This window comes from Paracoccus sp. SSK6, from assembly GCF_039770665.1.
Taxonomy (GTDB): Bacteria; Pseudomonadota; Alphaproteobacteria; order Rhodobacterales; family Rhodobacteraceae; genus Paracoccus.
On sequence record NZ_JBDPNJ010000013.1, the window covers coordinates 44,923 to 57,392 of the forward strand.

The window sequence follows — 12,470 nt, forward strand, 5'->3', positions numbered from 1 at the left end:
TATTTGGCGCGCCAAGCCGGGAAAGAATTAAAGCTTGAACTGCCGCAGCGATGCCGCACGTTGACGGAGCAGGGGCTTTGGCTGACGATGCCGCGCATGGATTTCGCCGCCCGCATCACCCGCCATCCGCTTGCCGCCGACCCCGACCGGGCGCGGCATGTCCTGTCGCTGTTCCCGACGCTGGATCCCGCCCTGTCCGCCCTGATCGGCGGGGCGGCGGGGTGCAGCCCTTATCTGGCGGGCCTGCTGCAAAAGGAGGCCGACTGGCTGCCCGGCGCGCTGGGGCATGACGATGTGGTGGCGCGCGAAACGGCGGGTTTCGACGACCTGGATGCCGACGCTCTGGCAACCGCCCTGCGCCGGGCCAAGCGGCGGGTCGCGCTGTATTCCGCCCTGGCCGATCTGGGCGGCGTCTGGCCGCTGGAACGGGTGACGGGCGCGCTGTCCGACCTGGCCGACCGCGCCGTCGATCTGGGCCTGCGGGTCCATGTGGCCCAGGAGCGCCGCCGGGGCAAGCTGCCCGACACGGATGCCGATGCGGGCGGGCTGTTCGCGCTGGCCATGGGCAAGGGCGGCGCGCGCGAGTTGAACTACAGTTCCGACATCGACCTGATCGTGCTGTTCGATGAGACCGCCTATGCCCATGGCGACCAGCAGGATGCGCGAGCCGCCCTGATCCGCGCCACCCGCAAGATGGCCGCGATGCTGTCCGAGGTGACGGCCCATGGCTATGTCTTCCGCACCGACCTGCGGCTGCGCCCCGACGCCTCGGTCACGCCCGTCTGCATCTCGACCGCGGCGGCGCTGGCCTATTACGAGGCCCAAGGGCGGACCTGGGAACGCGCGGCCTTCATCAAGGCGCGGGCGGCGGCGGGCGACATTGCGGCGGGCGAGCGTTTCCTGCACGAGTTGCGCCCCTTTGTCTGGCGCAAGCACCTGGACTTCGCGGCGATCCAGGACGCCCATGACATGCGCCTGCGCATCCGCGACCACAAGGGCCTGGCCGGCCGGCTGGAGATTCCCGGCCACAACATGAAACTGGGCCGGGGCGGCATCCGCGAGATCGAGTTCTTCACCCAGACCCGGCAACTGATCGCGGGCGGGCGCGACCCCGGCCTGCGCCAGCGCGACACCGTGGGCGGGCTGGCGGCCCTGGCCGACAAGGGCTGGATTCCGGCGGATGTGGCGCGGCAGTTGACCGATCATTACCGCGCGCATCGCGACATCGAACATCGCATCCAGATGGTCAACGACGCGCAGACCCACAGCATTCCCAGGGATCCGGTCGGGGTGGCGCTGATCGCCGCCATGATGGGCGAGGGCGACGCCGACGCCTGGTCCGCCCGCCTGCGCGCGCGGCTGGAGCATGTGCATGAACTGACCGAAACCTTCTTCGCGCCGGGCGAGACGGTCGAGCGTCCGCCGATCTCGCCCGAATCGCAGGCGATCATCGACCGCTGGCAAACCTATCCGGCCCTGCGATCCGCCCGCGCACAGCAGATCTTCAAGCGGGTGGAACCCGAACTGCTGTCGCGCATGGCCCGCACCGGCCACCCGGCCGAGGCGCTGAGCCGATTCGACGCCTTCCTCTCTGGCCTGCCCGCCGGCGTGCAGATCTTTTCGCTGTTCGAGGCCAATCCGCAGCTGATCGACCTGCTGGTCGATATCTGCGGCAGCGCGCCGGGGCTTGCCGCCTATCTGACGCGCCATTCGGCGGTGCTGGACGGGGTGCTGGGGGGCAGCTTCTTCTCGCCCTGGCCCGGTGCCCAGGGTTTGCGCGCCGATGCCGACCGGCTGCTGCAAGGGGCGCTGACGGGGCCGGGCGGCGGATACGAGGCCGCCCTGGATGCCGCCCGCCGCTGGGCACATGAATGGCATTTCCGTGTGGGCGTCCATCACCTGCGCGGGCTGATCGACGCGGATGAGGCGGCGGGCCAGTATGCCGACATCGCGGATGCCAGCATGGCCGCGCTGTTTCCCGTCACCGCCGCCGACTTCGCCCGCAAGCATGGCGCGCCGCCGGGGCGGGGGGCGGTGGTGCTGGGCATGGGCTCCCTTGGGGCGCGGACGCTGAACGCCGGATCCGACCTGGACCTGATCGTGATCTATGACGCGGCGGGGACTGACGCTTCGGTTGGGCCGCGCCCGCTGGCGGCGCGGCCTTACTATTCCCGGCTGACCCAGGCGATGATCACCGCCGCCTCCGCCCCCACGGCGGAAGGGCGACTTTACGAGGTGGACATGCGCCTGCGCCCCTCGGGGCGGCAGGGGCCGGTGGCGACCGCCATCGGCAGCTTCGAAAGCTATCAGATGGCCGAGGCCTGGACATGGGAGCATCTGGCCCTGACCCGCGCCCGCGTCGTGGCCCGGGCGGGCGAGGGGGCCGAGGCTCTGGCGAACGATGTCGAGGCGTTGCGGCTGGCCGTGCTGCGCGCGCGGGGCACCGATCCGCGCGTGATGCCGGATCTGGCCGACATGCGCGAACGGATCTTCGCGGCCAAGCCCATAGACGGCGCGTGGGAGGCGAAGGTCGGTCCCGGCCGGTTGCAGGACATCGACCTGCTGGCGCAATCGCTGGCGCTGCGGGCAGGCGATCCTGCGCGGGGAACGCTTGCGCAGTTGCGCGCCGGGCGTCGCGCGGGACTGATCGCCGCCGGGGATGCGGACCGGCTGGCCTCGATCTGGCGGTTCCTGTGGCGGCTTCACGCCTCGGGGCGGTTGCTGACGGCCAAGCCGCTGGACATGGAGGAGATCGGCCTGGGCGGGCAGGAGTTCCTGCTGCGCGAAAGCGGCGCGGCGTCGATCACCGACCTAGCCGACCGGCTGCGCGATTTTTGCGCCGAATCCACCGCACTGATCGACGCGGCGCTGCCGGTCGGGGCGGACACCGCCTAGGCAATCTTGCGGACGGCAGGGGCCGTGTCCGTCACAACCGGGTCGGCAACCAGAACCTCGCTGGCAGGCGCGGCGTCCGGCCCGCGCTCTCCGATCTGGCCCAGCAGCGGGACCGAGACCGTGCCATCGGGCACCGCCACGGCTGCGGCATCGGCGTCATAGATGCCGTGGGCGGTCTTGTCCCAATAGAAGGGTTTCACAACCACTTCGTAGATTGCCTTCCACCCCGCCAGGCAGCCCAGCGGAAAATACAGGTGCAGGCTGGGCACCCAATAGATCAGGTGGCGGTGCTTGTCGGCGCGCACGGCCCACATGCCGACGCCGATGCTGAGCAACTCGGACGCGATGAAGGTCCCGAATAGCGCTGGAATGGCATAGCCGCCCCAGACCCCGGCCAGCGGCTCGCGCAAGGGATGGGGCAGGCCGAGGCTCAGCAGCCAGAAGCTCCACAGGATCGGGGCCAGCAGGTATTGCGACAGGCTGCCCAGAAACTGGATCTGGAAGCCGATGAAGCGCCAAGAGCCAAGCTCACCCCACAGCGCGCGGGGGTTGCGCATGTGGACGCCCCAGGTCATCGCATAGCCTTTCAGCCAGCGGGACCGCTGCTTGACCCAAGGCAGGGCGCGGCAGTTCGCCTCTTCGTCGGTGGTGGTGTCGATGATCTCGGTCCGCCAGCCGCGCCGCGCCAGGCGCACGCCCAGGTCGGCATCCTCGGTCACGTTCCAGGCGTCCCAGGCGCCCACCTGTTCCAGCGCGCCGCGGCGGAAGAACAGCGTGGTGCCGCCCAGCGGCACGACCAGGCCAAGCCGCGCGACGCCGGGCAGGATCACCCGGAACCAGGCCGCGTATTCGATGGTGAAGCAGCGGGCCAGCCAGTTGGTGCGCGGGTTGTAGAAATCCAGCGCGCCTTGCAGGCAGGCCACGTCGGAGGGCGCGAAGTGGAAGCGGCGGGCGACGCTGTGCAGCTGGCCGGGATCGGGCCGGTCCTCGGCATCCCAGACCCCGATGATCGCGCCGCGGCAGAAGTTCAGCGCATAGTTCAGGGCGCGCGGCTTGGTCTGGATCGGGCCGTTCGGCACCTCGACCACCCGGATCCAGCCGGGCAGGCGGGCGCCCTGCAGGGCGTTGCGCGTCACCTGGTCGCTGGCCTCGATCACCAGCAGGATGTCGGTCAACTCGCGCGGATAGTCCAGCCGCGACAGGCGGCCCACCAGCTTGCCCGCAACATCGCTTTCGCGAAACAAGGGCACCATGACTGAGATCACCGGCAACGGGCCGGTCATTTCTGCCCGCTTGGCCTTGCCGGCGGCCAGATCCTCGGCCAAGGCGCGGTCCTCGGCGTGGACGCGACGGGTCGCCAGCAAGGCCAGCAGCTTCAGCCCGCTTTGCGCCAGCAGCGACACGGTGGCCCAAAGCGTCAGCGCCGACAGCACGGCCACGGGCGCCAGCCACAGGCCAAGCGCAAGGGCCGCCATCGCGCCAAGGGCGATGCGGCCGGTGCGCGCCTCGTTCCGGGACCGGCAGGATTCGGCGGCGGGGACGCGCATCTCGGCCTGGCGGATCATGGAGATGCGGCGGACGGCAAGAACGGCGGCCTGCACCTGATCCTCGCTGCACAGAAGCATCCGCACTTGGCCGAAGCTGGCGGGGAAGGAGGGGATCAGGGTGGTGAACGCCTCGGGTCGGGCGGTAGCGATCCAGGTGACGCCGCCGATGCGCCGCCAGGGCAGGACGGCGTTGGTCAGGCAGAACTCGACGCCCAGGGCGTCGATCAGGCGCGGATCGCCGGGTGTCTTGGCGGGATCAAGCGCGGTCGTTCGCCATTGGCGGGTGAGCGCGCGCAGCAGCGCCTCGGGCGTGACCCAGCCTTGCGACAGAAGGATCTGGCCCAGGCGGCTGTCCCGCCGCCCACGCATCACGCTGGCCTTCAGCAGGTGGCTGGGATCGACCGCGCCGTCTTCCAGAAGCAGCTGCCCCAAGGGCGCCTGGTTGCGCGGCGCCATGGTCGGGGCCGCATCGGGAGGAGCAAACGCGACTGATTCCGCACTGACCATGGGCGATTCCCTGTTGGATCGCCCATGGGTGGCACGAAAGCGGTTAAGAAGCGGTTAAGCGCCGCGGCGCGAGCGCATCGCGTCCGTGAACCGCTGGAACAGATACAGGCTGTCCTGCGGCCCCGGCGCGGCCTCGGGGTGGTACTGCACGGAAAAGACCGGCTTGTCCTGAACCCGGATGCCGCAATTGCTGCCGTCGAACAGGCTGACATGGGTTTCGATCACACCTGCGGGCAGGGTCTGGCTGTCCACCGCGAAGCCGTGGTTCATCGAGGTGATCTCGACCTTGCCGGTTTCGGTGTCGCGCACGGGATGGTTCGCGCCATGATGGCCGTGGCCCATCTTCACCGTCTTGGCGCCAAGGGCCAGCGCCAGCATCTGGTGGCCCAGGCAGATGCCGAAGATCGGCATGTCGCGGTCCAGAAGGGTCTGGATCATCGGCACGGCATATTCCCCCGTCGCCTCGGGGTCGCCGGGGCCGTTCGACAGGAACACGCCTTCGGGGTTATGTGCCAGAACTTCCTCGGCCGTGGCGGTGGCGGGCAGGACGGTCACGTCGGCGCCAAAGGCCACCAGCGAACGCAGGATGTTGCGTTTCGCGCCATAGTCCAGGGCCACGACCTTGAAGGGCTTTTGTTCAGGAGAGGTTCCAAAACCCTTGCCCCATTCCCAGGCGCCCTGGTCCCAGCGATAGCTTTGCCGGCAGGTGACATCCTTTGCCAGGTCGAGGCCCACGAGGCCGGTCCAGTTGCGGGCCTTGGCGACCATGGCGGCGATGTCGAAGTTGCCGTCCGGGTCATGGGCCAGCACCACATGCGGCGCGCCCTGCTGGCGGATCGCGCGGGTCAGGCGGCGGGTATCGACCCCGCCGATGCCGATGCGGCCGCGCCGGGCCATCCAACCGGCCAGATCACCGGCGGCGCGCCAGTTCGACGGCTCGGTCGGATCCCAGCGGACGACGATGCCGCTGGCGACCGGGTCGGCGGCCTCGTCATCCTCGGGCGTGATGCCGGTGTTGCCGATATGGGGAAAGGTGAAGGTGACGATCTGGCTGGCATAGGAGGGATCGGTCATGATCTCCTGATAGCCGGTCATCGCGGTATTGAAGACCAGTTCGGCCACGACCTCTCCGGCGGCGCCGAAGCCCTGGCCATGGAAGACGGTCCCGTCGGCAAGCGCAAGGCAGGCGGTCGGTTTTTTGGCCATCACGGCACCCCTTGTCTGAAATCTGCCGGTGAATAAGGGGCGGGGCGCGCAAGGTCAAGGACATCGCCATGCTTGATTTGCCCGGAACGTCGGCGTAAACGCCAAGGCTTTCGCGCCCAGGAGACGACAATGGACCTGCGAGCCACGCTGCAAGCCGCCACAAAGGACGCCATGAAGGCCAAGGACAGCGCACGCCTGTCCACGTTGCGCCTGATCGCCGCCGCTATCAAGGACCGCGAGATCGCGGCCCGCGTGGGCGACGGGGACGGCACGCTGGCCGAGGCCGATCTGATCGCGATCCTGTCCAGGATGGTCAAGCAGCGCCAGGAATCGGCCAAGGCCTATGAGGAAGGCGGGCGGCTGGAACTGGCGCAGAAGGAAGAGGCCGAGATCGCCGTCATCCAGGAATTCCTGCCCCGGCAGTTGAGCGAGGCCGAGGTCGCCGGTGCCATCGACGCCGTCATCGCGTCCCTTGGGGCGACCGGCATCCGCGACATGGGGCGGGTGATGGCCGAACTGCGCGACCGCCATGCGGGGCAGATGGATTTCGGCGCCGTCGGTCCCATGGTCAAGGCGCGGCTGCTGAACTGAACCGCCCGCCGGACGCTGGCGGGCAGGAGGTATCACGCCATGCTCGCCAGATCGAAAGTCCGGCAGAAAGCCGCAGGGGCCGCCCTGTCCGCCAAGCGTGGCGACACGAGGGTCACGGATCTCAGGGGCGCGTCCAGGGACATGTATGACCGCATGAGCGAGGGTCGGCTTGCCGACCTTGCGGAAACCAGGCGCAAGAACAAGCCCGAGCATGTGAAGAAGGACTGATCAGCGCAGGCTGGCCAGCCGCCGCTGGATGTCGTCATGAAGGCTGCGCCGCTCCTCGGGGGTCAGAAAGGCGCCAAGCTCGATTTCCCGCTGGCCGTCGGTCAGGGTCAGGTAGGATTCGACTGGTCCCTTGCGCAGCGTGGCGCGCAGCCAATAGCTGTTGGTCGTCCATTCGCGCAACTGGCCGTCCGGGTCGCGGCGCGCGACATGGGCGGTCTTGCGGTCAAGGGTCAGTTCCTCGGCCATGTCGCCTTGGGCGTAGCTGCGCTGGATCGCATACCAGACCCCGCCGATGACCAGCAGCACGAAGGGCAGAAGACCCCACAGGACCGATGTGCCCAGCATCGCCACGACCGGAAGGGCCATGAAGCCCGCCGTCAGGCCGATGAACCAGACAAAGCCCCGGCGCGGCAGGGACCGATAGGGCCAGGCCCGCAGCCGATACGAAACGGCCCCGGTGTGATCCGGGGCCGTGTCAATCCATTCATAGGGCATCAGTGCGCGTGGCTGTGGTCCCAATCCTCGCGCTTGGGGAGCTGTTCGAAGGTATGCTCCGGCGGGGGCGAGGGCAGGGTCCATTCCAGCGTGTCCGCATGGACGTTCCAGTAGTTGTTCTCGGTCACGCGCTTGCCTGCGAACAGGGTGTAGAACACGATGCCGATGAAGAACAGGAACGAGGCGAAGGACAGGTAGGCGCCGATCGACGAGATGTTGTTCCAGTACGAGAACTCGACCGGATAGTCGATGTAGCGGCGCGGCATGCCCTGGCGGCCCAGGAAGTGCTGCGGGAAGAAGGTCAGGTTCGCACCGATGAACATCATCCAGAAGTGCAGCTTGCCTGCCCATTCGGGATACTGCCGGCCCGACATCTTGCCGATCCAGTAATAGACGCCCGCGAAGATCGCGAAGACCGCGCCCAGCGACATCACGTAGTGGAAGTGGGCCACGACGTAGTAGGTGTCATGGTAAACCCGGTCCAGCGGCGCCTGCGACAGCACGACGCCGGTCACGCCGCCCACGGTGAACAGGAACAGGAAGCCGAAGGCCCAGAGCATCGGCGTCTTGAACTCGACCGAGCCGCCCCACATGGTGGCGATCCACGAGAAGACCTTGATGCCGGTGGGCACGGCGATGGTCATGGTGGCCAGCATGAAATAGCTCTGCTGGGTCAGCGACATGCCGACGGTGTACATGTGGTGCGCCCAGACCACGAAGCCCAGCACGCCGATGGCGGCCATCGCCAGCACCATCGGCAGATAGCCGAAGATCGGCTTCTTGGCGAAGGTCGAGATGACGTGGCTGATGATGCCGAAGCCCGGCAGGATAATGATGTAGACTTCCGGGTGGCCGAAGAACCACAGGATGTGCTGGTACAGCACCGGATCGCCGCCGCCGGCCGGGTTGAAGAAGTTGGTGCCGAAGTTGCGGTCCATCAGCAGCATGGTGATGGCGCCGGCCAGGACCGGCAGGGCCAGCAGGATCAGCCAGGCGGTGATGAAGACCGACCAGGCGAACAGCGGCACCTTGAACAGCGTCATGCCGGGGGCGCGCATGTTCAGGAAGGTGGTGATGATGTTGATCGAACCGAGGATCGAGGACGCGCCCGAGACGTGGACGGCGAAGATCGCCAGGTCCATGGAATAGCCGGCCTCGGTGGTGGAGAGCGGCGGATAGAGCACCCAGCCCACGCCCGAACCCATCTGGTCGGACCCGCCCGGCGCCAGCAGCGAGGCGATGCCAAGCGCCACGCCCGCCACATACATCCAGTAGGACAGGTTGTTCAGGCGCGGAAAGCTCATGTCCGGGGCGCCGATGTGCAGCGGCATGAAGTAGTTGCCGAAGCCGCCGAACAGCGCGGGAATCACCACGAAGAACATCATCAGGACGCCGTGATAGGTGATCATCACGTTCCACAGATGCCCGTTGGGCGTGCATTCGGCAGCGGCGTCGGCGATGAAGCGCGCGCCCTCCACGCACATGTACTGCACGCCCGGATGCTGCAGTTCCATCCGCATGTAGACCGTGAAGCAGACCGAGATCAGCCCCACGATCCCTGCGGTGAACAGGTAAAGAATACCGATGTCCTTGTGATTGGTGGACATGAACCAGCGGGTGAAAAACCCGCGTTGGTCGTGATGGTCGTCGTGGCCATGAACGGCTGCGTCTGCCATACCCGAACTCCTCAGATATAGTGATCCGGTCCGGCAGACCGGCATTTCTTCCTTCGGGTGGTTCTAGACCAGCCATGCCGACCCGGCAATGCCCTAAGGGCGCCGGGACGGCAGCTTTTGGTCGCAGGCGCCGCTACGGGGTCAACGATACACAAGCACCGGGATTTTGGAATGGGTCAGGATCTTGGTGGCTTGGCTGCCCATCAGGACGGCGGCCATGCCGCGCCGCCCGTGGGACGCCATGGCGATCAGGTCGCAGCCCTCGGCCAAGGCGGTGTCGATGATCGACTCGTAGGGGCTTTCATGCCATTTGTGATGCGTCTGGACCGGAACGCCCGCGGCGGCGGCCTTGTCCCGTGCGGTCTTCAGGATCCGTTCGGCATGGGCGGTCGCGTCGCCGTCATAGCTGGCGCGGGTGCTTTCCACCTGCATCGCATCGCTGCTGAGGATGCGGAACGGCTCGGTCACGGTCAGGACCGTCACTGCCGCGCCGATCTGGGCGGCAAAGGCCAGGCCCTTGTCCACCGCCTGCGTCGCCAGTTCCGACCCGTCGGTCGGGATCAGGATATGCTTGAACATCTCTCCTCCACGCTATGGGACATTTCGCCACCTGGCGCGGGAAAGCTGCCACGGATGAAGGGATGAAAGAATGATCCAAATCAAACGGGCCGGCCCCGAGGGACCGGCCCGCTGTGCGTGCCTGCGTCCTGTCCCGGCTTACTGGGCCGCGGGTGCGACGCTTGCCAGATAGGCCGCGATGTCGGCCTGGTTCTTGTTCAGCTTGAAGGTCATCTTCGTGCGCGCCGAGGAATCGCCCGTCTTTTCCTGCACGAACTTGTTGGGGTCGGTGATATAGGCCGCCAGATCCTCGACCGTCCAGACCTCGCCCGAATCCTTCAGCTTCAGCAGCGCCTCGGAATACTTGAAGCCTTCCTGGCTGCCGGCAGGACGTCCAACGACGCCGTAAAGGTTCGGCCCGGTGGCGCCGCCCTTCACGATGTCCTCGCCCTCGGGCGACTGGATCATGTGGCAGGCCTTGCACTTGCGGAATTCCTTTTCGCCATTGGCGGCATCGCCATCCTGTGCAAGGGCGGGCATGGCTAGGGCTGCACCGATCAGGGTGCCGATGATCGCAAATTTCATTCTTTCCTCGCTATTCCAAGAAGATTGGAAGTCCCACCTGCTTCCTACAATCCGCGCGGGGCGATGATCCAGCCCCCATTAGGTCGCACCATCAGGAACGTGATCCCCCGAAGATTGTTCCAAATTGCCGCCGCAGCGCCAGGTCCAGGTCAGGCATCCCGACAGGCAGGCCCAGATCGACCAGGCTGGTCGCGCCATGTCCGCTGATCCCGCAGGGGACGATGCCGCCGTAATGGGACAAGTCGGGCTCGACATTGATGGCGATGCCGTGAAAGCTGACCCAGCGGCGCAGCTTGACGCCGATGGCCGCGATCTTGTCGTCGCGGGGGCTGCCATCGGGCAGGGGCGCCTTGTCGGGGCGCGAAACCCACACGCCCACGCGCCCGTCGCGGATCACGCCCGTCACGCCGAATTCGGCCAGGGAGGCGATGACCCAGGCCTCCAGCTTGCCGACAAAAGCGCGCACGTCGCGCCCCCGGCGGTTCAGGTCCAGCATCACATAGACGATTCGCTGACCCGGCCCGTGATAGGTGTATTGCCCGCCGCGCCCGGTGGCATGGACGGGAAAGCGCGCGTCCAGAAGGTCGCCGTCCCTGGCGCTGGTGCCCGCGGTGTAAAGGGGCGGGTGTTCGACCAGCCAGATCGCCTCGTCCGCGCGGCCGTCGTGGATCGCGGCCACCCGCGCCTCCATGAAGGCCACGGCCGCGTCGTAATCGGTCAGCCCGTCTGCCGTGATCCATTCCACCATGGACGCGGATCTGGACCGCCCCGGCGGCGCCGTCAAGCCGGTGCGCGGGTTCTTCAGAATCCCTCTTTTCAATCCCCCGCGCCTCGGCTATCACCCGCCGCACTGCCCGGATGCGGTCGTGGCGGAATTGGTAGACGCGCAGCGTTGAGGTCGCTGTTCCTTAACCGGAGTGGAAGTTCGAGTCTTCTCGACCGCACCATCTTTCCCTAGACATTGTCATCGCGGTAAAACCGGGCATTGGTCCGTTGCGAATGAGGGTGTTATGAAGATTGCCGTTGTCGGCCTGGGCTATGTCGGGCTGTCGAACGCGGTGTTGCTGGCGCAACATTCGACAATCGTGGCGCTGGACATCGACAAGGGCAAGGTGGATGCTGTCAACGCCCGCCAAAGCCCGATCGAGGATGCGGACATCACCCGCTTCCTGGCCGAACGGGATCTGGATCTGACCGCCACCACCGATGCCGCGCTGGCGCTGGAAGGCGCCGATTTCGTGATCGTCGCCACGCCCACGAATTATGACCCGCGCACGAACGGCTTTGACACCGCTTCGGTCGAGGCGGTGATCGGCCTGGCCCGCCAGCACGCCCCAGGAGCGTCGATCGTCGTCAAGTCCACGGTGCCGGTGGGCTTCACCAGCCGGATGCGGGCCAGGACGGGCTATGACGGCATCATCTTCTCGCCCGAGTTCCTGCGCGAAGGGCTGGCGCTGCACGACAACCTTCACCCCAGCCGGATCGTCGTGGGCGACAGGGGCGATGCCGCGCATCGCTTCGCCGACCTGCTGGTCCAGGGCGCGCTGGCCAGGGACGTGCCGGTCCTGTTCACCGATTCGACCGAGGCCGAGGCGATCAAGCTCTTCGCCAACACCTTCCTGGCCATGCGCGTGGCCTATTTCAACGAGTTGGACAGCTATGCCCTGACCCACGGGCTGGATCCGCATGCGATCATCCGGGGCGTCGCGCTGGACCCGCGGGTGGGTGACTACTACAACAACCCGTCCTTCGGCTATGGCGGCTATTGCCTGCCCAAGGACACCAAGCAGCTGCTGGCGAACTATTCCCTTGTTCCGCAGAACCTGATCGCGGCCATCGTCGAATCGAACCGCACGCGCAAGGATTTCATCGCCGAGCAGATCATCGCCAGGAACCCGCGCAGGGTGGGCGTCTATCGGCTGGTGATGAAGGAAGGGTCCGACAATTTCCGCGACAGCGCGATCCAGGGGATCATGAAGCGGATCAAGGCCAGGGGCATTTCCTGCATCGTCTATGAACCCGCGCTGCAGACCGACCACTTCTTCCATTCGCCGGTGGAACGCGATCTTGAGGCGTTCAAGGCGAAGTCGGACCTCATCATCGCCAACCGCCGCCATGACGATCTGGCCGACGTGGCCGACAAGCTGTTCACGCGCGACCTGTTGCAGCGCGACATCTGACG

12 protein-coding genes and 1 tRNA gene are annotated in these 12,470 nt (G+C 66.8%); 6 read left to right on the forward strand and 7 right to left on the reverse strand.

What is annotated here, in order from left to right:
- Window positions 1-96 precede the first annotated feature (96 nt).
- Window positions 97-2,895, forward strand: coding sequence for a putative nucleotidyltransferase substrate binding domain-containing protein (locus tag AAIL68_RS10700; protein ID WP_347139760.1), 2,799 nt, complete (start codon window positions 97-99; stop codon window positions 2,893-2,895).
- Here the strand turns inward: AAIL68_RS10700 and AAIL68_RS10705 are convergent.
- Window positions 2,892-4,949 (reverse strand): glycosyltransferase, encoded by a 2,058-nt coding sequence (locus AAIL68_RS10705; protein ID WP_347139761.1) that lies wholly within the window; start codon window positions 4,947-4,949, stop codon window positions 2,892-2,894. The genes AAIL68_RS10700 and AAIL68_RS10705 overlap by 4 nt on opposite strands.
- A 54-nt stretch (window positions 4,950-5,003) precedes the next feature.
- Window positions 5,004-6,155: a glutamine-hydrolyzing carbamoyl-phosphate synthase small subunit gene (carA, locus tag AAIL68_RS10710; RefSeq protein WP_347139762.1), complete on the reverse strand. Its 1,152-nt coding sequence runs from the start codon at window positions 6,153-6,155 to the stop codon at window positions 5,004-5,006.
- 129 nt (window positions 6,156-6,284) lie between these two features.
- Here carA and AAIL68_RS10715 point away from each other — a divergent pair, with 129 nt between their 5' ends.
- Window positions 6,285-6,746: a GatB/YqeY domain-containing protein gene (locus AAIL68_RS10715; RefSeq protein ID WP_347139763.1), complete on the forward strand. Its 462-nt coding sequence runs from the start codon at window positions 6,285-6,287 to the stop codon at window positions 6,744-6,746.
- A gap of 39 nt (window positions 6,747-6,785) precedes the next feature.
- Entirely contained in the window at window positions 6,786-6,974 is a 189-nt protein-coding gene (locus tag AAIL68_RS10720) for a DUF3008 family protein (RefSeq protein ID WP_347139764.1), read from the forward strand.
- Here the strand turns inward: AAIL68_RS10720 and AAIL68_RS10725 are convergent, their stop codons facing one another.
- The 5 genes from AAIL68_RS10725 to lipB all read right to left on the reverse strand — a co-directional run bounded on the left by AAIL68_RS10725 (window position 6,975) and on the right by lipB (window position 11,036).
- Window positions 6,975-7,469: a DUF2244 domain-containing protein gene (locus tag AAIL68_RS10725; protein WP_347139765.1), complete on the reverse strand. Its 495-nt coding sequence runs from the start codon at window positions 7,467-7,469 to the stop codon at window positions 6,975-6,977. It abuts the gene before it with no gap.
- Window positions 7,469-9,145 (reverse strand): cytochrome c oxidase subunit I, encoded by a 1,677-nt coding sequence (ctaD, locus tag AAIL68_RS10730; protein ID WP_347139766.1) that lies wholly within the window; start codon window positions 9,143-9,145, stop codon window positions 7,469-7,471. The genes AAIL68_RS10725 and ctaD overlap by 1 nt, the downstream gene beginning before the upstream one ends.
- A gap of 141 nt (window positions 9,146-9,286) precedes the next feature.
- Window positions 9,287-9,724 carry a universal stress protein gene (locus AAIL68_RS10735; RefSeq protein WP_347139767.1) on the reverse strand — a complete coding sequence of 146 codons (438 nt, stop codon included), beginning with the start codon at window positions 9,722-9,724 and terminating at the stop codon, window positions 9,287-9,289.
- A 138-nt stretch (window positions 9,725-9,862) separates the two neighbouring features.
- Entirely contained in the window at window positions 9,863-10,288 is a 426-nt protein-coding gene (locus AAIL68_RS10740) for a cytochrome C (RefSeq protein ID WP_347139768.1), read from the reverse strand.
- 91 nt (window positions 10,289-10,379) lie between these two features.
- Window positions 10,380-11,036, reverse strand: a complete 657-nt coding sequence (lipB, locus tag AAIL68_RS10745) for a lipoyl(octanoyl) transferase LipB (protein ID WP_347139769.1) — start codon at window positions 11,034-11,036, stop codon at window positions 10,380-10,382.
- Between lipB and AAIL68_RS10750 the strand changes: the two genes are divergently transcribed.
- From AAIL68_RS10750 to AAIL68_RS10760, 3 genes are all read left to right on the forward strand, one after another.
- Window positions 11,035-11,184, forward strand: a complete 150-nt coding sequence (locus tag AAIL68_RS10750) for a hypothetical protein (protein ID WP_347139770.1) — start codon at window positions 11,035-11,037, stop codon at window positions 11,182-11,184. The two genes, lipB and AAIL68_RS10750, sit on opposite strands and share 2 nt — an antisense overlap.
- Window positions 11,149-11,235: transfer RNA gene (locus AAIL68_RS10755), tRNA-Leu, on the forward strand. Before AAIL68_RS10750 ends, AAIL68_RS10755 begins: the two co-directional genes overlap by 36 nt.
- Window positions 11,236-11,298: 63 nt before the next feature.
- Window positions 11,299-12,468 (forward strand): nucleotide sugar dehydrogenase, encoded by a 1,170-nt coding sequence (locus AAIL68_RS10760; protein WP_347139771.1) that lies wholly within the window; start codon window positions 11,299-11,301, stop codon window positions 12,466-12,468.
- Window positions 12,469-12,470 lie beyond the last annotated feature (2 nt).